This window comes from Bacillus sp. FSL W7-1034 (assembly GCF_038593365.1).
Taxonomy (GTDB): domain Bacteria; phylum Bacillota; class Bacilli; order Bacillales; family Bacillaceae; genus Bacillus; species Bacillus altitudinis.
In genome coordinates this window covers 1,206,728-1,228,276 of record NZ_CP151989.1, presented here as the reverse complement: position 1 = coordinate 1,228,276, position 21,549 = coordinate 1,206,728, and the positions used below count along the sequence as shown (strand labels likewise).

At 39.5% G+C, this 21,549-nt stretch carries 21 protein-coding genes and 1 pseudogene; 11 read left to right on the top strand and 11 right to left on the bottom strand.

Annotated features, from left to right (window positions below):
- Position 1 precedes the first annotated feature (1 nt).
- From cysT to ggt, 3 genes are all read right to left on the bottom strand, one after another.
- Positions 2-847, bottom strand: coding sequence for a sulfate ABC transporter permease subunit CysT (cysT, locus tag NST73_RS06190; RefSeq protein ID WP_024719596.1), 846 nt, complete (start codon positions 845-847; stop codon positions 2-4).
- A gap of 11 nt (positions 848-858) precedes the next feature.
- Positions 859-1,890 carry a sulfate ABC transporter substrate-binding protein gene (locus NST73_RS06185; RefSeq protein WP_045034931.1) on the bottom strand — a complete coding sequence of 344 codons (1,032 nt, stop codon included), beginning with the start codon at positions 1,888-1,890 and terminating at the stop codon, positions 859-861.
- A gap of 262 nt (positions 1,891-2,152) precedes the next feature.
- Entirely contained in the window at positions 2,153-3,907 is a 1,755-nt protein-coding gene (gene ggt / locus NST73_RS06180) for a gamma-glutamyltransferase (RefSeq protein ID WP_342499466.1), read from the bottom strand.
- Between the two features lie 227 nt (positions 3,908-4,134).
- On the opposite strand from ggt, the gene NST73_RS06175 reads away from it, so the two are divergent.
- The 6 genes from NST73_RS06175 (at position 4,135) to NST73_RS06150 (ending at position 7,724) form a co-directional block, all read left to right on the top strand.
- The gene (locus NST73_RS06175; RefSeq protein WP_073414248.1) at positions 4,135-4,593 is read left to right on the top strand and encodes an ASCH domain-containing protein; all 459 of its coding nucleotides are present in this window, start codon (positions 4,135-4,137) and stop codon (positions 4,591-4,593) included.
- Positions 4,594-4,799: 206 nt separating this feature from the next.
- Positions 4,800-5,417, top strand: coding sequence for a DUF47 domain-containing protein (locus tag NST73_RS06170; RefSeq protein WP_017359157.1), 618 nt, complete (start codon positions 4,800-4,802; stop codon positions 5,415-5,417).
- A 15-nt stretch (positions 5,418-5,432) separates the two neighbouring features.
- Positions 5,433-6,431, top strand: a complete 999-nt coding sequence (locus tag NST73_RS06165) for an inorganic phosphate transporter (protein WP_017359158.1) — start codon at positions 5,433-5,435, stop codon at positions 6,429-6,431.
- A gap of 146 nt (positions 6,432-6,577) precedes the next feature.
- Complete coding sequence (locus tag NST73_RS06160) at positions 6,578-7,348, top strand: type II toxin-antitoxin system SpoIISA family toxin (protein WP_342499465.1); 771 nt, start codon at positions 6,578-6,580, stop codon at positions 7,346-7,348.
- Entirely contained in the window at positions 7,317-7,493 is a 177-nt protein-coding gene (locus NST73_RS06155) for a type II toxin-antitoxin system SpoIISB family antitoxin (RefSeq protein WP_008346289.1), read from the top strand. Before NST73_RS06160 ends, NST73_RS06155 begins: the two co-directional genes overlap by 32 nt.
- Before the next feature lie 99 nt (positions 7,494-7,592).
- Positions 7,593-7,724: a hypothetical protein gene (locus NST73_RS06150; RefSeq protein ID WP_256734188.1), complete on the top strand. Its 132-nt coding sequence runs from the start codon at positions 7,593-7,595 to the stop codon at positions 7,722-7,724.
- Here the strand turns inward: NST73_RS06150 and NST73_RS06145 are convergent.
- Entirely contained in the window at positions 7,713-8,612 is a 900-nt protein-coding gene (locus NST73_RS06145) for an N-acetylmuramoyl-L-alanine amidase (protein WP_017359601.1), read from the bottom strand. The two genes, NST73_RS06150 and NST73_RS06145, sit on opposite strands and share 12 nt — an antisense overlap.
- A gap of 311 nt (positions 8,613-8,923) precedes the next feature.
- Between NST73_RS06145 and NST73_RS06140 the strand changes: the two genes are divergently transcribed.
- Positions 8,924-9,508 (top strand): ImmA/IrrE family metallo-endopeptidase, encoded by a 585-nt coding sequence (locus NST73_RS06140; RefSeq protein WP_342499464.1) that lies wholly within the window; start codon positions 8,924-8,926, stop codon positions 9,506-9,508.
- Here the strand turns inward: NST73_RS06140 and NST73_RS06135 are convergent.
- A complete protein-coding gene (locus tag NST73_RS06135; protein ID WP_024719586.1) occupies positions 9,499-10,122 on the bottom strand; it encodes a poly-gamma-glutamate hydrolase family protein in 624 nt (207 codons plus the stop codon). The two genes, NST73_RS06140 and NST73_RS06135, sit on opposite strands and share 10 nt — an antisense overlap.
- Before the next feature lie 244 nt (positions 10,123-10,366).
- On the opposite strand from NST73_RS06135, the gene NST73_RS06130 reads away from it, so the two are divergent.
- Complete coding sequence (locus tag NST73_RS06130; RefSeq protein WP_017359605.1) at positions 10,367-10,738, top strand: DUF5412 domain-containing protein; 372 nt, start codon at positions 10,367-10,369, stop codon at positions 10,736-10,738.
- Between the two features lie 39 nt (positions 10,739-10,777).
- On the opposite strand, the gene NST73_RS06125 is transcribed toward NST73_RS06130, so the two are convergent.
- Complete coding sequence (locus tag NST73_RS06125; protein WP_019743472.1) at positions 10,778-11,602, bottom strand: methyl-accepting chemotaxis protein; 825 nt, start codon at positions 11,600-11,602, stop codon at positions 10,778-10,780.
- 221 nt (positions 11,603-11,823) lie between these two features.
- Between NST73_RS06125 and NST73_RS06120 the strand changes: the two genes are divergently transcribed.
- Complete coding sequence (locus tag NST73_RS06120) at positions 11,824-13,293, top strand: FAD-dependent monooxygenase (RefSeq protein WP_342499463.1); 1,470 nt, start codon at positions 11,824-11,826, stop codon at positions 13,291-13,293.
- A gap of 32 nt (positions 13,294-13,325) precedes the next feature.
- Here the strand turns inward: NST73_RS06120 and hag (NST73_RS06115) are convergent, their stop codons facing one another.
- The 4 genes and pseudogenes from hag (NST73_RS06115) to NST73_RS06100 all read right to left on the bottom strand — a co-directional run bounded on the left by hag (NST73_RS06115) (position 13,326) and on the right by NST73_RS06100 (position 17,861).
- A complete protein-coding gene (gene hag, locus NST73_RS06115; protein ID WP_024719584.1) occupies positions 13,326-14,147 on the bottom strand; it encodes a flagellin Hag in 822 nt (273 codons plus the stop codon).
- Positions 14,148-14,441: 294 nt separating this feature from the next.
- Positions 14,442-15,344 (bottom strand): flagellin Hag, encoded by a 903-nt coding sequence (hag, locus tag NST73_RS06110; RefSeq protein WP_058337454.1) that lies wholly within the window; start codon positions 15,342-15,344, stop codon positions 14,442-14,444.
- A gap of 225 nt (positions 15,345-15,569) precedes the next feature.
- A pseudogene (locus NST73_RS06105) lies at positions 15,570-17,101 on the bottom strand (kelch repeat-containing protein).
- Positions 17,102-17,246: 145 nt separating this feature from the next.
- Positions 17,247-17,861 carry a TetR/AcrR family transcriptional regulator gene (locus NST73_RS06100; RefSeq protein WP_159159569.1) on the bottom strand — a complete coding sequence of 205 codons (615 nt, stop codon included), beginning with the start codon at positions 17,859-17,861 and terminating at the stop codon, positions 17,247-17,249.
- A 214-nt stretch (positions 17,862-18,075) separates the two neighbouring features.
- Between NST73_RS06100 and NST73_RS06095 the strand changes: the two genes are divergently transcribed.
- Positions 18,076-19,188, top strand: coding sequence for an NAD(P)-dependent alcohol dehydrogenase (locus NST73_RS06095; protein ID WP_007498906.1), 1,113 nt, complete (start codon positions 18,076-18,078; stop codon positions 19,186-19,188).
- A gap of 78 nt (positions 19,189-19,266) precedes the next feature.
- Here NST73_RS06095 and alr read toward each other — a convergent pair whose 3' ends face one another.
- Entirely contained in the window at positions 19,267-20,448 is a 1,182-nt protein-coding gene (alr, locus tag NST73_RS06090; protein WP_342499462.1) for an alanine racemase, read from the bottom strand.
- Positions 20,449-20,699: 251 nt separating this feature from the next.
- On the opposite strand from alr, the gene NST73_RS06085 reads away from it, so the two are divergent.
- Positions 20,700-20,963 (top strand): hypothetical protein, encoded by a 264-nt coding sequence (locus tag NST73_RS06085; RefSeq protein WP_024720168.1) that lies wholly within the window; start codon positions 20,700-20,702, stop codon positions 20,961-20,963.
- Positions 20,964-21,549: the final 586 nt, after the last annotated feature.

Genomic DNA, 21,549 nt, shown 5'->3' with positions numbered 1-21,549 from the left:
CTCACCTCACTTCCACTTGTTTTTTCCGCTCGACAAACCACTGCAATCCGTGAATCAATAACAAAATGACAAATGATAAGAGCAGCATGAAACAGGCAATGGCTGCGGCACCTTGATAATCATACTGCTCAAGCTTAGACATGATCATCAGTGGTGTAATCTCTGTTTTAAACGGAATATTTCCCGCTATAAACACAACGGAGCCATATTCACCGAGTGCTCTTGCAAATGCAAGAGAAAATCCAGTCAGCACCGCTGGAAACAAGGCAGGCAGCAGTACATGAAAAAAGGTCTGTTTTCTTGTAGCACCAAGTATAGCTGCGGCCTCTTCCACTTCCTGCTCAAGCCCCTCAATGACCGGTTGAACCGTTCTTATGACAAATGGAACGCCAATAAAAATCAGTGCCAAAATAATACCGAGCGGGGTGTATGCCACCTTCACATGCAAAAATTGCCCAATCCACCCATTCGGAGAATATAGAGTCGTCAAAGCGATGCCAGCCACTGCCGTTGGAAGAGCAAACGGCAAATCGATGAGGGCATCCAGGATGTTCTTTCCTGGAAACGAGTACCGCGTGAGAACCCATGCGATCAGTACACCGAAACCTGCATTGATGAGTGCAGCTGCAAAAGAAGTCGTAACCGTAAGCTGCAGCGACTTTAGCACCCGCGCATCACTAAAGACATTCCAAATTCCTTCTGCTCCTAATGAAGCCGTCCAAATAAATACCATAGATAAAGGAATCACGACAATCGCACTGACATAAACAAGTGTCACTCCGAGACTCAGCCCGAATCCAGGCAATACACGTTTTCTTTTATTGGCGGCAGCATAGCCTTTCTTCATCACGTCGCCCCCTATTTTTGTCCGCTATATATTTGATCAAATAATCCGCCATCATCAAAAAATCTTTTCTGCGCCTTTCGCCATCCGCCAAATGCCTGATCAATGGTCACCATATCAATCTCTTTAAATTGATCTTTATATTTGTTTAGCACTTCTTGATTTCTTGGGCGATAATAGTTTTTAGCCGCAATTTCCTGTCCTTTTTTAGAATACAAATAATCTAAATAAGCCTTTGCCACTTTCTCTGTTCCTTTTCGTTTCACATTTTGGTCGACAACAGCAACGGGCGGCTCTGCTAAAATACTAATGGAGGGACTGACAATCTCAAATTTGTCTTTGCCTAATTCATGCAGTGTTAAATAGGCTTCATTTTCCCAAGCAATTAACACGTCACCAAGACCGCGCTCGACAAAAGTTGTTGTGGCGCCACGAGCACCTGAATCGAGCACCTCGACATGCTCATATAACTTTTTCACAAAATCCTTCGTTTTTTCTTCATCCCCATGAAAGGTTTTATCTGCATATGCCCATGCGGCTAAATAATTCCATCTTGCACCGCCTGACGTTTTTGGATTTGGTGTGATGATAGATACACCCGGCTGAATCAAGTCATCCCAGTCTTTAATTTTTTTGGGGTTTCCTTTCTTCACAAGAAACACAATAGTAGACGTATAAGGTGTGGACTGATTCGGAAATTCTTTTTGCCAATCCTTTGAAAGTAGCCCTCGATCTGCAATGGCATCAATGTCGTACCCAAGAGCAAGTGTAGCCACGTCTGCTTCGAGTCCATCAATAATCGATCTCCCCTGCTTACCTGACCCTCCATGAGACTGCTGTATTGTCACATCCTCACCGGTTTTGTCTTTCCAATAAGTCTGAAAGGCTTGATTGTATTCCTGATACAATTCACGTGTAGGATCGTATGACACATTCAACAGCTCAACCTTTCCCTTTTGATTTGAGGCTTCATTCGCATTTGAGCATGCAGCACTTGTGATGATGAAAAGTGTCATCGCAATAGAAATCCATATCCATTTTTTCATGTTATCCGCTCCCTTTCACATTGAATAGTGACACCAACCTTGCCGTTTTCAGTTCTATACGCAAAAAAGGCCCTCAGCGATTGAAGTACAAAAAAGTCCTGTACGTCAATGCCAAGAGCCTTCGGTTGTCCGATCAGCTATGTATGATTGATGTTAGTCTATATATTATTCAAACTATTCACAGGTGTCAACTGTGTTTTTATTTTAATGAAAACTAAAAAGAAACGCCTTCTTGATGAGGCGCTTCTTTTCCCGGGAAATGCTATTGATCTGCAGCTACCTTTAGATTGACACCTACAGCAGTTCCATTTCTCGTTGAATCAGCTACTCCAGTAAATGTCCCTGCTTTTCGATCAATCAGTAAAGCTTGCACATTCCCTATATCAATAGGGGAACTGCCAAACTGGTGACCTATATCATTTAACTTTGTTCTTACATCTAGAGGGACACCTACTTCATAACGATACGAAGTTAAGCTGTTTGTGTAGATTCTTGGCTCTTCTACCGCATCCTGAAGCTCCATGTCATATTCAAGTAAATTGAGAATCGTCTGTGAAACAGAAGCAATGATCGTCGTTCCACCAGGAGACCCAACAGTCATGACAGGCTCTCCATCTTTAAAAATGATCGTCGGGGTCATACTTGATAATGGACGTTTATTGGGCTGGACTTCATTTGCCCCGCCAGGTCTTGCATCAAAATCAGTCAGTTCATTATTTAAGAAAAATCCATACTCTGGAACAAGAATCCCTGTACCAAATAATTGTTCAATGGTAGTGGTAAATGACACAACATTTCCCCACTGATCTGCAACAGTAAAATGGGTCGTCTCACCAATGGTTTTATCTTCTGGCTGAGGAACAATTGGGGATGGATTTTTCTCATCCTCATATGCCCAAGGATCTCCTTCTTTCGGGCTGCGATTCATTTGATCTAATTGAATGAGAGAGGCTCTTTCTGAAATGTAATCATCGTCTAGTAGTCCTTTTAGTGGAACATCTACGAATTCGGGGTCGCCGGCATATGCGGCTCTGTCAGCATAGGAGAGGTGCATTGTTTCAGCAAGCAGCTGATATTTTTCGAATGATTTGGGGTCATACTGAGACAGGTTAAAATGGTCAAGTATTTTGAGAATTTGTAGCATAAACACCCCGCCTGAGCTTGGTGGAGGCATGCTTGCAAGCTGATATCCTTTATAGTCTCCCCAGATTGGCTTGTCAGTCTTGACTTCATAACGTTTGATATCTTTTGAAGTCATCGTCCCGCCAAAATCTTGAACTGTATTTGCAAGTGCCTTTGCTACTTTTCCTTCATAAAACGCTTTGCTTCCTTTTTTCGCAATGAGTTTAAATGTTTTTGCAAGACCTGGCTGGACAAGCAGATCTCCTTCTTCGAGCGGCTGATCATTTGGAAGAAAAATTGGCGCTGCGGCCGTTTTTTTCAATTTTCCTTGGTGATCATCAATCGCATTTGCCAAGACAGAATCAATTTCAAAACCATCTTCTGCAAGTTGAATGGAGGGCTCAATCAATTCCTTCATAGAACGAGTACCCCACTTATCTAATGCAGCTTCAAGACCTTTTACAGTCCCTGGAACACCTACCGCATTTCCATGTGTAGATCGCTCAGCAAACGGGATCACTTTTCCATCATCTGTTAAAAACATGTCAGGTGTTGCGCCCTGTGGTGCTCGCTCTCTGCTATTGATGATGGATGTTTCCTTTGTCTTCCCATCATAAACCATCATAAATCCGCCACCGCCAATTCCAGACATCATTGGCTCTGTTACGTTAAGTGCGTACTGAATGGCAACAGCAGCATCCACTGCGTTCCCACCTTTTTTCAATACGTCAGCACCAATCTCCGATGCAAGCGGATGTGCAGTAGCCACCATACCATCTTTGCCAACAGCTACTTTATTCCCATGAGTTTCGTTTGCAGTGACTTGGCTGACCGGCAGGAAAAACGAGAAAACAAACAGACATATGGACAAAACAGTTAGAGAAATGCGTTTCATGAACAACACCCCTTCCATATTCTTACTTTGACCTTACCGACTTCTTGACCAGAATACAATAGATTATTCTAAAATTTCAAAATTTTTCATTCTATCATCCTATATCTGCCAAACAAAACACATGTTTTCAAAACATATGACATGCACATCTCGTAGTAATAAAGACATACGTTTTCCAAGTTTGAAACTTCACGATATAATAAACTCATAACAAAGGGGGGAAAAGAATGAACCACAAAAGCACTTTATTTTGGGAATCTTATTGGGAAGAAAAATCAGAAAAAACTCCTGATCACGCCTCTGTTTCTGCTTGGGCATTTGGCGCAAATCCAGATCACTTGCTTGACCTTGTACAACAAGGGAAAAAAACAGCCACTTGTTCTGGATACCTTTTTTACGAAAAAGAACAAGAGCCTCTTCCAAAACCCGGTCAATATGCGGTCATTTTGGATAGCCAGGAGGAACCAAAAGCCATCATAGAGATCACGCAAGTAGATATCATGCCAATGAATGAGGTTCCTGAATCATTTGCAAAAGCAGAAGGTGAAGGCGATCTTTCATATGACTATTGGTACAAAGAACATGAAGAATTTTTCACAGAAGCCCTTAAGCCGTACGGATTAACATTTAAGGAAGATATGCTTCTTGTTTGTGAGCGATTTAAGCTTGTTTATTCAGCTTCTTAACTTTTAAGCGGTGCCAAAAATGGTCCGCTTTTTTGCTTTCTTTTCCCCTTTCTGAAAAAGGTGAGTTGAGATCACATCTTTAGGTCAGAATAAGATCAAATAGAAAAAGTGAAGAAATTTTCGACTACACCTGTTTTTTTTCGACAAAAGAATATATAATTATTTGATGTGTGCATTGTCTCATTTATACAATGGAGGGTTTTTACATGTTAAAAAGGAAAAAAGACAAGTTTTCCGTCTTGTTAACGGAAATTGCTAAAAATTTAGATGAAACTGCTGAGTATTTTGTTAGCTATAAAGTAACAAATCAAACCACTCTGAAAGAATTTTCTGACACATTGAAGGAATATGAGACAAAAGGTGATAATCATGTTCATACCATGATTAAAGAGCTGAACAAAGCCTTTATTACACCGATTGAACGTGAAGACATTCTTCAATTGACGAATAGCCTCGACGATGTTTTAGACGGCATTGAGCATTTTTCAGCAACTTTAGAAATTTATTCAATTACAAGCTCTGACGAACATATCGACAAATTCAGCCACTACATCAGAGAATGTGCGAAAGAAATTTTAACGACTATTGAATTACTGGCTGATAATCGCTTGAAAGATATTCATCCGCACGCAATCAAAATTAAAGAGATTGAGCATAATTGTGACAATCTTCACCGCAAATCACTAAAGAACTTGTTTGGAAAAGAAACAGACCCAATTAAGGTCATTCAATACAAAGAAATTTACGAAACACTTGAAGAAATCGCAGATTCCTGTCAAAGTGTTGCCAACAATCTAGAAACAATCATTATGAAGAATGCGTAACGGGGTTAGTTAAACATGGATACATTACTCATCCTTACCATACTTATTGTCATTTGTGCACTTGCTTTTGATTTCATTAACGGATTCCACGATACAGCAAATGCCATTGCTACTTCAGTTTCAACAAAGGCGTTAAAGCCAAGACATGCTATTATTATGGCAGCGTTTATGAACTTCTTAGGAGCAATGACATTTACAGGTGTGGCAAAGTCCATTACAAAAGACATCGCAGATCCTTTTACACTTCAAAACGGATCTGTCGTCATTTTGGCTGCTTTAATTGCAGCCATTACTTGGAACTTGCTTACTTGGTATTACGGGATTCCGAGTAGTTCTTCACACGCACTGATCGGGTCAATTGCAGGAGCTGTTATTGCCTCCGCTGGTTTTGGCGCTTTAAACTATTCGGGATTCATTAAAATCATTCAAGCACTATTGCTTTCACCTATCCTGGCTTTTGTTTTGGGATATATCGTGTATACCATTATCAAAATTATATTCCGAAACAACAATCTCGCAAAAACAAATAAACAATTCCGACGTGTTCAAATTTTAACGGCTGCACTGCAATCGTATACCCACGGAACAAACGATGCGCAAAAAGCGATGGGAATTATTACGATGGCTTTAATTGCAGGTAATTTGCATACAACAGACGACATTCCTTTCTGGGTACAATTCTCTTGTGCGCTTGCAATGGGACTAGGTACGTCTATTGGCGGCTGGAAGATTATTAAAACAGTCGGCGGTAAAATCATGAAGATTCGTCCAGTAAACGGAGTATCTGCAGACTTAACGGGTGCAGCTATTATCTTCGGTGCAACATTTATTCACTTACCGGTTAGTACCACTCACGTGATCTCATCTTCTATTCTAGGTGTAGGATCTGCACATAGAGTAAAAGGAGTCAACTGGGGTACGGCAAAACGTATGCTTGTCACTTGGGTGATCACATTACCGATTTCGGGAACTCTAGGGGCACTTATATACTTTGTGTTAAATGCGATTCTTTAATATCAAAGACCTGTCTAACAGGTCTTTTTTTATTTGTTTGCATCCTCAAATGCTCTTTTTCTGCAAGCCATTTTTTCATGAAGCAGGGTTTCCAATCATATCCATAGAAATAAATAAGTATCCATCTGTCTATGGGAGAGAAGAACATGCTATTATTTTTTCAATTGACTGTTTGGTTATTGCTAGGTGCTCTGGCTGTATATGTATTTGCGGTATGGCGCTTTGAACAAAAAGTAAAAGAAAAGATGTTTGCGATTCGTAAAACGTGGTATTGGATTTATGTAGCGGGTGCTGTTGTGTACTGGACAAATGACCCTGCTTCAATCTTCACCGATTGGATGCACTACCTGATTATTGCTGTTTTTTTCGCATTAACTGATGCCTTTATTTTCCTCAGCTCCTATATTAAAAAACTCGGAAATCATGAACTTGAAACCGACACCCATCAACTCCTAGAACAAAATAACGACCTACTTCATTCTTACCTCAATAAACTAAAAACGTACCAATACCTATTGAAAAACGAACCGATCCATGTATATTATGGAAGTATAGAAGCATATATAGAGGGAATTGAACGACTGATCTATTCTTTTGCAGAAAAAATGAATATTCAAGCAGTTCATTGTCCTTATGATACGCAGGAGCAAAAAGATGACCTGCTGCGGACACTTGATCAGAGAGCGCTCATTCAAGCAAAGCTTGACAGGCAGGAAGTGTATTACGATGATTTCGGCAAATTGGTTCTCATCCCGTTTTCAGTAGCGAATGCACACTTTGTGATTAAGCTGACCTCTGAGGAAATTGTCACTGAATTCGACTATTTATTAATGACTTCACTTACAACGATTTATGACCTAATCTTGCCTGACGAAGAGGAAGGTGATGAAGATGGAACACGCACTTCAAGGGGATAATAACAATCGCAAGAAAAACCCATTTAAGATTTTAAAGAAAAAGCGCCATATTAGTATGGCTGATTACAAAGTAAGTCCCCATACGGAGCGTATTTTCAAAAAGAATGAACAGCTCCTAGATGAGTATAAAAATAAAAAAGCTTGATTACACTAAAGGACGCGGAACTTCATCCGCGTCCTACTTCCGTTTTCACATCTACTTGCATACAATAAAACCAACTGCTGCAACGATTGAGGTGCCAATATGAAAAAGAAACTTAAACAATTGAGGTATGTTCAGTTTGCTGAATTTAAGCCATCCCCTTATGTCTGCCGATTACACGAAAAAAGTGTAGCCGTCATTCAAGCGGCCAAAAAGAAAGACTCACTGATTTAATAGTTGAAGCAACTTCACTTTTGTTTTAGGACCGTATACTCCATCACTTGTTAGACCATTCATCAGTTGAAATCGCGCGACGGCATTGGCTGTTTTTTCCCCATAAACGCCATCAATGCCCTTATCTACAGCTGTTTTGTCAGGATAAAAATACACAGCAGCAAGCGCTTTTTGGACGAGACGTACATGCTCCCCTTTTGTCAGAGGTGATGTCACCTTTAACACCCCATCCGGCAGTTCATAACTGAGCTTTTCTTCTGCATGATAAATCTTGAGAACTTGTCCAACTCGAATCATGTTCGGGTCACTAATCTGATTCCATGTCTGTAAATCACTCACTGTGACACCATGGGCTTTGGCAATACTCGTTAGCGTATCCCCGCTTTTCACCACATATGTGATAACCGTTTCCGGATCACCTGCAGTCTCAATTCCTCTTTTAAATTCATCCCATGTAGCTAGTAGCAGACGTGGACATGTTTTTCCTGACCAATGCTGATGCGTCACCACATTTGCTAATGGAATGCCATGTTCTTTTAAAAGCTTTTGAATAAGCCACTGGGCATGTTTGACAGCTTGTTGAAAGTTTCCATCCTCATTTTCACAAATTTCAATGCCAATTGATTTTCGGTTGCCATCTCCATGTCCATCCCCAGCATGCCATCCATTTTCATTTAAAGGGAGATGCTGAAAAATTTCCTTGTCATCCACTGTAAAGTGCCAGCTTACCTCTGTTGTTGAGCGTTTGACATATGCCGCGTGACTTTTTGCGTCAGCTCCCTTAGATGTATTGGCTGTGTTATGCACAGTTACATAAAGCGGCGTCATAGCATATCCTGGCCGATTTCCGTTTCCAACTGGAATAAAATCTTGATAAATTTGTACCATGTTTTGCACTCCTTTTTGTTAAATTGATGTTTGATCTTGCTCATCAATCGGTGGCAAACGTAAGACAAATTTGTTTGTTTTCGTCATAAGACTATGGTAAAATTTGAATTCAATCGCCGTTTTATCTTTGTAAAAAATAAAAAATTAGAATAAAAAACAGGAAAAACTTCCAATTTTCTTTAATTTTATGTTAAAATTGTTAAAAACAAGCCGATATAAAAAGTAAGCGATAGCTTTATTAGCCATTTAGTCCTATATGGACTTTTCTTTTACGGCAAAAATAGAACATACGTTTGTATGGAGGTTTTGACATGACTTATTTTTTAACCCATTTAGAAGAAGATATTAAACGGTTATACACTCAACTGCAAATAAGCGGTCCTGCCTATGTAGACATGCATAGGATCGCCGCTGAATTTCATGTATGGGTACACTACGAGGATACTGGCAGCATGATGATCAAACATCAAGGTCTTTACAGTATTATTTTAAACAGAGCCTTATCGTCAGAAGAACAGTGGCAGGATTTCGCCCACGAGCTTTGTCATGTGCTAAAGCATACAGGCAACCACTTTAACATGCACAAGCTCTTTCGAGAACTGCAAGAGTTTCAAGCAAAACAATTCATGTATCACTTTTGTGTTCCGACTTTTATGCTGCTGCAAATGACGCTCCCAAACCTTAGGCAGCAAGCCATTTTGCATATTGCTCAAACATTTCATGTCACTCGGACTTTTGCTGAAAAACGGCTTGCTCTATTTGAACAGCGAAGAGCCGGCATTCAATTTCAAAAAGAATTCACTTCTTATTTAATGAGAGCCAGCAAGGTCGCAGAAAATGAAGCTAAATATCAAACAAAAGCGTCAACACACGTGACGTCAGAAGTTTATTCATAAAGGCTTAACACTTGTTTCAGTACATTTGTGTATTGATAAAATTGTTCGGTTTGTGTATCACGCCTACGGCTCCGCCTAAAGTCTTGAAAGAAAGCTCTTCTCTGAGCTTGGCTAATTTCAATTTGAACACTTTTTCCTGTGAGGCATTGATTATTAATATTTTGAGGATGTGTTCCAGCAAATTGATCCGATTCAGATAAAAGTAAGGCATGGAAGCCATTTTGTGTGAGATACTTCACTGTTTCAGCAGCTTTTTCCCTGTCGGTACCGCCAACTAAAGTTTGTAGGACGTCTGTTTCTCCATAGCCGTGGAGTGCAAACGTATAATGATGTGTATGCACTTGAGAAAGACAAATCGGCTCATCAAAACGTGTGCTCGTAATATGAAGAACATGATTGCCTTTCACTTTAAGGCCCTCGAATAAATACATAGAATAATCGGTTGCTACTTCATGGACCAGCTCGCTCACGCCAGATTCAATTCCTCCCGCATGAGGTGACAGGACGAGAAGCTGATCCCCTTTCCGCTGATGAAGAATCTGATAGTCGATCCCTTTTCTTTCATGAGCGGAAAGCTCTTCATAATTTTGATACGTATCTATGATTTGATTCATTCCATCTGCCCCATTTCTCTATATGAGCATAAGTCTACTGATCGCAAATTCTTTTGTAAAGTGTTTTCGAATAACCAGTGTGATCTGAATGCATCCTTAAATTTTCCTTATCTTTACGGGCTAACTGTTGAATGTTGAGAAAAAATGACCGATAATTGAAATGAATAGAACTTTTGGACTATATGAATCTTTTTGTAATCTCTCTCATATATTAGAATATTGCGATCTACACCTGGAGGAATTCATGTTTAAAAAGAAAACCACCATCATCCTTGCCATCTTATGTCTTAGCTTCGCCGGAATTATTTACTGGAAATGCTTCTCTCTTCAAGGCGTGTCTCACGGGACATTCATCCGCTCGATATCATCACCTGATGGAACCTATACCATTAACACATATCGACATAGCGGAGGAAAGCTAAAAGAGAATGCGGTCAGAGCAGAAATTGAAAACAAACTCACCCATCACAAAAAAACAATCTACTGGAAGTACCCTGATAAAGATCCTCTGATCAAATGGGAAAATGCACAGCTCGTTCAAATTGGACATGAGTTTTTAAATGTGGTCAAAGGTGAAACATACGATTATCGCTTTGATCAGAAAAATAGAAAATAACGAGCCAGCAAAAAAACGAACCCTTTTTGGATTCGTTTTTTACGTTGACATCACCTTTTGCATAAATTCTTTCATTTCTTTGCTAACCGTCGTCAACCTGTCTACAATTTCACTAAACTCCGTCACTAATAAAGCCTGTTCTGAAGATGACCCTTTCATATGGCCCATACTCTCAAGTAACGTATGTATATTAGAGGAAATCCCTTGCAATGAGCTTTCTATGTTTTCTGTTGCACGTGAGGTTTCGCTTGAGAGCTTTTGAACCTCGCTCGCTACCACACTAAAACCCGCTCCCTCTTTCCCTGCCCTGGCCGCTTCAATTGAAGCATTCAACCCTAGCAAACTCGTTTGCTTAGAGATACCTTTGATCATTTTTGTAATATCTGAAGTTTTTTTCGAGCTTTCAAGTGTTTGCTGTGTTTGGAATGTCATTTCCTCACTTGTCGCAGAGAGCTCTTCTGAATGAGCCGCCACCACATGTACTTTTTCTTGAATACTTTGAATGATGTCGTTCAATGACTCCATATACGCCTCAAGTTCTATTTGATTTTTAAGTGGAAAACCTAAAGCGATTGCACCAATGACTTGTTGATTTTCATCGAAAATCGGCAATCCCATTGCATTTAAAGGCGTCCCATACACCGATTCAGGTACAAATGTACTTGATGTTTCGCCTCTAAGCGCATTTTTCATATTCTGATCATCTGGTTTAATGGGATCTCCTGTCCGTATTTGAAAATCCACATCTTTTGATGGCAAATACAGCAAGAATTTTTCTCGATCAATGACCCCCATCGTCACTTCATCTTTTAAAATCTTCATCATATAAGGTGCTGCGGTTACAATACTCTGTAGTATATCCATTTTCTCTACCCCCTTAATGTATTTATCGGTCATTCCTCTTAAATTTGATCATTATTTTTTAAAAATAATGATCATGATTGAAGTTTTTTTCATATTTACGAGTAAAAAGTATGCCAATTCCTTTCTATATTCAAAAAAACGAGAATTTGCTATACTTAGAAAATCAATATATGATGAAATGGTCATGTAACCATTTGATATATTCACTGGAGGCGCATGTTGTGACACAACCCATGAAGTATGAGCGGGCGATCGTCATCGGAGGCGGAATAACGGGAATGCTCGCTGCAAAGGTTTTATCAAGTTTTTACCTTGAAGTATTGATTATTGAAAAGGACGAATTGCCAGACGCTCCTGAGAATCGTCTTGGCACGCCTCAAGCTTTTCATCCACATAGAATGCTGCCACTAGGCAAACAAATAGTGGAACGTCTATTTCCTGGTTATACAAAAGAATTACTCGAAATGGGCGGGTACAACACATGGCATCAGACATCTCGATTTATGACAAAAGATGGCGAGTTAGTACTCACCGATACTGAAGAAACAGCTGTCACACGACGTGCCATGCTAGAGTGGGTGCTGATGCAAAGAATGTTACGTGAGGAACGTGTTCAATTTTTAGAAAAACATGAAGCGATCGCTCTTCTTTTTGAAGAAGAAACGACTCAAGTGAGTGGATTACAGGTCAAAGATCGGAGGATAAAGCCTGGAATCATTCACCAATTGAAAGCAAACTTAGTGATTGATACGTCTGGAAGAATGTCTAAATTGCCAAAATGGCTGAAAAGCGCAGGACGAACCTTGCCGCAGACAGATGAGCTAATCGTGTCTCTTGGCTATAGCACAAGATACTACCAAATACCACCTGAGGCACCGAATCTGGAACCAATGGTCATCGTTGGACAGCCAAATAAGAAAATTCCAACAGGACTGTTTGAACGAGTAGATCATGATTTAGTAGCGGTTCTTCTCTCAGCAGCTGGCGGCTCTCATTATCCAACAACGGACGCTGATCAGTTTGATGCAGAGACCGCTAGGCTGACCAATCCCTCGATAGCAGAAGCCATCACTCATTTAATTCCCTATACGGAACCAAAAGGATTTAGAGTTCCGGCTTGTGTCAGAAACCACTATGAACAAATGGAAGATTGGCCAAGCGGCTTATTGGTCATGGGTGATGCCTTATGCACATTAGATCCAATACATGGTCAGGGAATGACAAAGGCAGCTCTTGAGGCACAGACACTTGAGCGTATGCTCAAACAAGCACAAGAAGATGGGCTTATTTCTTTTGAACGGCATACCTTACAACAAATGCAGCACGCCAATGAGCTTGGCTGGTGGCTTTGTGCAATTGCGGATATGGCATGGGAAGGCGTCGAGTTAAAAGGAACCCCCATTCCCCATCTGACATTTGTACAAGAATTTTTCAATTATTATGTACAATATGCCGTTCAAACAAAACAACCTAAATGCCTTGAGGCGTATCATCGTATGCATTCATTCTTAATAGAACCGAGAAAAATCATCAACCTAGAGCAGCTGCAAGACATGATTCAAGCTGACTCCACTGGTGAGGTCGGCAACTGGTGGCATAGGTGGGATCAAAAGAATGATGAATTAAATCGAGCTTTCTTCTATGAAGCTGTTCCAGACTTTCAATTACATCAATTGCTAAAATCAAACTAACATAAAAAAAGCCCCTCAACGGGGGCTTTTAATTAACGTAATAATTGAAGTACGTTTTGTGGCTGTTGGTTCGCTTGTGCAAGCATAGCTTGAGAAGCTTGAGAAAGAATGTTGTTCTTTGTGAACTCACTCATTTCTTTCGCCATATCAACGTCACGAATACGAGACTCAGCAGCTGTTAAGTTTTCAGCAGAAGCGCTAAGGTTGTTGATTGTGTGCTCTAGACGGTTTTGGACTGCACCAAGTGATGAACGTTGTTTAGATACAGCTCCGATTGCCGCATCGATTTTTTCAATTTCAGTATCGAAATTGAAGCCATCAACACTTACATCAATATCTTTAACTGTTAATGTTTCTGCATCCATTTTACCAATTTCAACAATAATATGTTGTTCCTTGTTCGCACCAATTTGGAATTGGAATCCGTCTGTAACATCTCCATTTAAAAGGTTCTTTCCGTTAAATGCTGTGCGGCTTGAGATACCATCAATCTCTTCAACAAGTGCTTTAATCTCATCTTGAATCGCCGTTAAATCCTCAGTCTGCTGTGTACCTACGTTACCCGCTTGAACTGTCAATTCACGCATACGTTGAAGAATCGCATGTGTTTCAGTTAATGCACCTTCAGCTGTTTGAATAAGAGAAATACCATCTTGTGCGTTTTTAGACGCCATTTCTAACCCCCGGATTTGTCCACGCATTTTTTCAGAGATCGCAAGACCTGCTGCGTCATCTCCTGCACGGTTGATACGAAGACCAGAAGAAAGCTTCTCCATGTTCTTTTGCCCTGCTCCATTATTTGCAGACAAACGGTTCAGTGTGTTAAGTGCTGCGATATTGTGGTTAATTCTCATATTAAATGACCTCCATGTGTTTGAACCCATTAGACATCCATGTCCAAAAGTTCTAAATTAGAATTTTTTTGTAAGCCTTACAATCCATTTATCGAACTTTAATGGAATATGTTTAACAAAAAAGGAATAAATAAGGAAAAAGTCTTATTCATTATGATCGTTTCGCTAGAGTATGCCAAATTTAAAGGTCATTTTTCATGATTTATCAGAGGGATTTAAGAATCATAAGTAAGGAGGAGGAGAAAAAACGAAGAAAAAAGAGCATAAAAAAAAGCCCCATCAAGGGGCCTTTCATTAACGTAGTAATTGAAGTACGTTTTGTGGCTGTTGGTTCGCTTGTGCAAGCATTGCTTGAGACGCTTGAGAAAGAATATTGTTCTTCGTGAACTCACTCATTTCTTTCGCCATGTCAACGTCACGGATACGAGACTCAGCAGCTGTTAAGTTTTCACCAGAAGCACCAAGGTTGTTGATTGTGTGCTCTAGACGGTTTTGGACTGCTCCAAGTTTAGAACGTTGATCTGAAACTTGTTTAATAGCGCCATCAACGATGTCTAATTGTTGATCAAATGTAAGAGTTGGTGTAGCAGCAGTAAATTGTGTTACATCAAGGTCAGATACAGCTTGACCAGTTACAAGTGCGCCAGATGCATCAGTAGCACCTAGAGCATCAGAAGACATTGCTTCGATGTTAACATCTAATTTTTGTGCTTTGTTTGCACCAATTTGGAAAGTTAGAGTAGCTGTACCGTCAGCGAAATCGCCATTCAACAATTTTTTACCGTTAAATTCTGTACGGTCAGAGATACCATTCTTGTTAGATCCGTTACCAATTTCTTGGACAAGGTTATTAATTTCTTCTTGAATTGCACCAAGATCTGTATCATCTTGTGTACCAGTGTTTCCAGCTTGAACAACAAGCTCACGTACACGTTGAAGGATTGAGTGAGTTTCAGTCAATGCACCTTCAGCGATTTGGATAAGAGAGATACCGTCTTGTGCGTTTTTAGAAGCCATTTCTAATCCGCGGATTTGTCCACGCATTTTTTCAGAGATTGCAAGACCTGCTGCGTCATCTCCTGCACGGTTGATTTTAAGACCAGAAGAAAGTTTCTCCATGTTCTTTTGGCTCGCACCGTTGTTTGCAGACAAACGGTTTAATGTGTTAAGTGCTGCGATATTGTGGTTAATTCTCATTTCCTATTACCTCCATGTATGTGGGACCTGACAGACGTCCTTGTCTGAAAAAAGTCCTTTATTCTAGGGCTTATCAACCCTGACAATTCTATTATCGGACGTGGTTATGGGATGTTTAGCAGATTTTTAAAAAAATATCTTGTTTTTTTATGATGTTCATCCTATTTTTAACAATAATACAAAATATAAAAAGCTGCTAATCTATTATCAGCAGCTTTCATTTTATCAATATTGCTTGATATCAAACATTAAGATATTTTGGTACACCACGTAATCTTTCTTACTTGTGAAAGGTCCTTTATTGTGTTCATCATTGATCTCATAAAAGTTCATCCCAATTCCAAAGCTTCTTTCTTTGTACCAGTTAAGAAAATTGTTGATTTCTTTCATTGAGAGCAGATAATCCTTTTGCAGTCCGTTTATCATAGTAATTGAAAGTATACCTTTTGTTGATTCTTCCCCTGGCTTTGTTCCATCCTGATCTTTCGGTTCTTCGGTTGACCCATCACCAGGTTTTGTTCCGTCCTGATCTTTTGGCTCTTCGGTTGACCCATCACCAGGTTTTGTTCCGTCCTGATCTTTTGGCTCTTCTGTTGTGCCATCACCTGGATTTGTCCCGTCCTGATCTTTCGGTTCTTCTGTTGTGCCATCACCTGGATTTGTCCCATCCTGATCTTTCGGCTCTTCGGTTGTACCATCATCTGGTTTTGTTTCCTCCTGATCCGTTGACACTTTTTGCAGATCTTTTAATGGAATAGAGATAACAGATTTAAAATTGTTTTTGACAGAATGACTACCAATTGATTCAGCATAGTCTCTTCCACCAATAACATATAATTGATCATCAGCAATAACTGCCACAGATCCAACTCTACCTTCAGGGATTTCATATAAAGAATCTTTAACTTGACTAGTTTTTGGATCAAATATTTGAACTTGTTTTAATAATTTGCTAGATCTATCTCCAATTTGCTGTCCACCAATGATAAATCATTTATGATTATATGTCGCAAATGCAGCTTCATAGGCAAAAGAATTTAATTGAACATCCTTTAAGCGTTGCCACTTCCCTTGCGACCTATCATATTCTAAAATGTCTTTATCTTTCCCTCGGCTAACATTAGCCTCACCACCAGCAATATATATTTTCCCATTTATTTCTGAAATACTTCTACCTTGGTGATTCACTAATAGGGAACTATCTAAAGATTCCCACTCTCCACTTACCGTATCATAGGAATAAAAATTTTCTTTATAGGATGATAAAGAGGATAAGATATAAATCTTTTCTCCAACTGTAACAGCTCGTAAGGCACCTGTTGTATAGGATGTATATATAAATTTATCAGGCATCTTAATCGGTTCTTCTGTCCATTGGTCAAGTTCTGTATCATAAACATCCATAGTTCTATGAACTGTTTTAGTCGTTTCATAGAGACCGCCAATGACATAGATTTTTTTATCTACTGTCGCATAAGCAGCACCTGTTCTTGACCTAGGCATAACTGATTTTTCTGTCCACGAATCAGTTTTAGGATCATACATATATGTTGAATCATTGAACTTAGACTGCTGGCTAGCTCCACCGAATACATATATTTTTCCGTCAACTACACCTACACTTGCTCCGATACGCTCTTCCGGTAAGTCCGCTCGCTTCGTCCAACCATTTGTCTCTCAGCTGCATGAGTTTTTAACGGATGAATTGTGACCATCATAAAAATGGTCAAAAGCACTAAAAATAATCCTTTTTTCATCGTTTCTTTCCTCCATCTCTTAAATCCCCCTCCTTTTATCGACATATTTGTAATAAAATTTAATTTTTACCGTTGTGCCTGTCATAAATTTAGGACGCTCTTATTTCTATTAATATCTTTCTACATATATCAATTTTATAGGACATTACCTTTTCATAATCGCTTCTTCATTTTTCAACTGAATCATGAGTGAGGATTGAATATATAATAAATTGATAATACGTCGTGCCATTTCTGAGGGAGATGCATTGTAGTCATTTCTGATCCATTCAATGATAAAACCAAAGATGCCGTATGAACGATACTGGACAAAATAACTGTCGTTGATTTCTGCATACTGATCACTCACAAATGACATTCTATTTTGGAAAATATATTGTATTTTCTTAAGCAATTGTTCTTGTATGTGGGGAATTCGGTCTTCCATCACTAATAAATCATAATAGTCGCGATTTTCAACGATATATTGAAATACATCGGTGCCCTCTGGTTTCATGCGAGTTAAATCCAACAGTGGATTTTCACGAGTCGGCTTACAAAATTCATATTCGAAATCTACCATTTCCCGGTGAATAACATCTGCTGCTAATTCATCTTTACTTTCATAATGCACATAAAACGTCGTCCGATTATAGTTTGCCTTTTCCACAATATCCTTCACTTTTACGTGCGAATATCCTTTTTCTTTTACTAGTATTTTGAATGTTTGACGAAGTGTTTCTTTTGTTCGCTCAACACGGCGATCCTCTTTTTTGATCATGGGCCCCTCCTTTAGACACTTTTTAATAAATGTTGATTAGAGATACATAAATTTATTTGTGTTGAAAACCTATACAAAAAAGATTTTTTGCTGATTGAAACGGAAAATCTTTCGTCCTACAATCAACTTAGTCATAAAGAAATGAATTTTTTGTGACTTTTGATCTAACCTTTCTTCAGAATATCATACTATACAAAAAGTGAGGGCACATGATATGGAAATTCAAGCGATGGTCACAACAAATGAAAAAGATTTCGAGAAACAAACACTATTACTAGATGATCCAAAAGCAGATGAAGTGCTTGTCAAAATCGTTGCATCTGGCGTTTGTCATACGGATGCCACAGTATTAGATGGCACGCTTCCTGTCCCACGTCCTGCTTTATTAGGACATGAAGGCTCTGGCATTGTCGTAAAAGCAGGTTCTAATGTCACAACCGTTCAAGAAGGAGACCACGTTGTACTTGGTTTCGCTTATTGCGGTCATTGCCATAATTGTCTTGACGGGAACGCTGGTGGATGTGAAAACATGATTCCACTGAATTTTTCTGGTCGTAATAAACATAATGAAACGCCTATCCATACACATGATCATCAAGATGTATCACAATTTTTTGGTCAATCGTCATTTGGTACATATGCAACGGTTGATGAGAAAAATGTGGTGAAAGTAGACAAAGAAACTGATTTACGTTATTTAGGACCATTCGGTTGCGGCTTAATGACTGGGAGCGGTACTGTCTTAAATTCACTTGCTCCAGCTCCAGGTACAAGCTTTGTTGTGTTCGGTACAGGCGCTGTTGGTTTAAGTGGGTTAATGGCAGCAAAAATTGCAGGCTGTGATCCGATTATTGCCGTTGATATCCATGATAGCCGCCTTGAGCTAGCAAAAGAATTAGGTGCAACACATGTCATCAACAGTAAACATGAGAACCCAGCTGAAAAAGTGAAGGAAATCACAGAAGGAAAAGGGGCACATTACTCATTTGAAACAACTGGAGTACCAGAAGTCACGCTAGCTGCCCTTCACTGCCTGCGTGTCAAAGGAACTTGTGCAACAGTAGCAGTAGGAAAACGCGATTTAACGTTTAATGTCACAAATGATCTCATGCTCAATGCGCTCACGTTAAAAGGTGTGATAGAAGGCGATGCCGTTCCTCAACTATTCATTCCTAAACTAGTCAAGTTCTTTAAAAATGGACAATTCCCAGTTGAGAAACTAGCAAAATTCTACGAATTAGAAGAGATTGAACAAGCTTTTGAAGATTCTAAAAATGGATCTACGATTAAACCAATTCTTATTTTAGATAAAGAGTATCGAGCTTAAGCCGAAATAAGACATGAAACTCAAAATCCCCCTTTCCATATAAAGGGGGATTTTTGGACTTTCATGCCGTCCTTACTTTCACACATATATCACCGGCGTCGATATTTTAATAATCTTCCCGCCTCGACGATAAAACCTTGGAACACGGCGGCTTAATGTTGCAATGACTTCATAGTTAATCGTATTGAGCATTTCAGCAATTTCATCAACAGAAATTTCTCCGCCCTTTTGACGGCCATAAATGACGACTTCCTCGCCTTGCTTTGCTTTCATCTCTCCTAAGCTGATCATCGTCATATCCATTGTGACTCTGCCAGCAATCGGCATTCTTTCTCCGCGGAAAAGCATAAACCCTCGATTGGATAAAGCACGTGAGTACCCATCTGCATAACCAATCGGTATGGTCGCAATGACTTCGTCAGGCTTTGCCACATAGGTTGCCCCATAGCTGACGGTTCTTGGCTTTGTCACCATTTTCTTCACGAACGCAATCCTTGCTTTTAAACTGAGAGCGGGCTCTAACTGAACAGCGTCTAAGCTTTCAATGTATTGCGAGGGATACAATCCATAAAGTCCGATACCAAGCCGGATCATATCGGCGCTAAATTCAGGAAACGCAATCGAAGCAGCTGTATTGTTCATATGTACGGTCGGCAGTTTGATCCCTTCTTCTTTCAAAAACCGAAGAAAATCAATGAAGATGCTGTGCTGCAGCAACGTGAAATCAGGGTCAGGCTCATCCGCAGTGGAGAAATGCGTAAATATTCCATCCCACCTCAGGTTTTCACTCTTTTCAAGCGCCTTCACCACCGCTAACAGCTCTTCCTTTGTCCGTACACCTAATCGCCCCATCCCCGTGTCAACATTGACATGAATCCCAAGCCGGCGCTGGCTTTCTTCTTCCGCTAAGATCTCATTTGCTTGAGCAATCCAGTCTTCTCGAAGGCCGGAGAGATCAATTCTCCAGGCTGCGGCCCTTTTCACACAATCGAGCGGTGTAAATCCAAGAACCAAAATCGGCGCTTCAATTTTTGCTCTTCGCAGCACAATGCCTTCCTCTAAGCTAGCAACTGCGAGCTCCGTCGCACCGCTTTCCAGTGCCTGCCGTGCTACCTCCACTGAACCGTGTCCATAAGCATTCGCCTTCACGACAGCCATGATCTTACTTTTTCTTGGAATATGCGCTTGAATCGCTTCGATATTCCTTTTTATCGCATCAAGATTGACTTCGATCCAGACTTCCCTGCAAAGCTTTTGCATGTATTTCTCCTCCTAATCAATTTAATCATCCCTTTATCCATGTTCGCTTTTATGCGTAGTCTATCTTTATTCATTTTTAGGAAAAAACATTCAATCATGCCAAAAACAAATAATTCCTAAATATGTATATTTTTTGAATTTTTATTTATTTAGACATTTTTTGACATTTTTCTCCTACTAGACGTGCTATTCTTATAAGCATCTGTTAAACATTGGTTTAATAGAAAAATAAGGAAAAGGGAGATGTTTTAATGTTTAAGGGAAAAATGAAAAAAATAGTGGGAGCTACTCTCTTCACTGGTGCTTTAATGTTCTCTGCAATTCCTGCTGATGCCGCTTCGAATTTAATCCCTATTAGGGACAAGTATGATGGCTATCAATATCAATGGAATGGCTACAATAGCAGTGGAGTAGCAACCGTTACCGTTTTCTTTAGAGATTCGAATGGTAAGTCTTACTCTAATACTTATGAATGTGTCACTGTTATAAGCGGCACTTGTTATGTTTACGAATAATGTAAAAATGCAAAAAAATCTGCCCCCTTTATTAGGGCAGATTTTTTTACTTCACTTACTTAGAGGCCTCACATGAAATTGTGATTCCCCCTAGTAATCATTTTTCATGTGGTACACTTTTCTAGCTATTCTCATATTATTAACAACATTGAATCGATATAAAGGTGAAAGAGAAATTTAACATTGGCAATTCAAATTTTGAATGAGTTTATAGTGGAGTTTTGCGAATGAAAAATGAGACTTGAGAACTTTTGAATCTTTGTTGTTCTAGTATCGGCTTATACTGCCTGCCTTCCAATCAGAATGTTAGATTCATGAATGCTTTGCTAACTATTGATTTTGATTAAAATCTTTAGCGATAAGAAAGGTGACAATCAAATAGAAGATTGTGCCGAAAAACATACCATTTAACAAACTGATTAACAACATCTTACAAATCAGACCAACATAATAAGACACTGGCGTCCCTGGAAATACAGCCATATTTAACAGGCTAATCATAAAGGTTAAAGCAAAGAATATAATGAAAATCCTTCGAAATCATTTGGATTTTAACATTGTCATTTTACTTCCTCCTCAGTATATT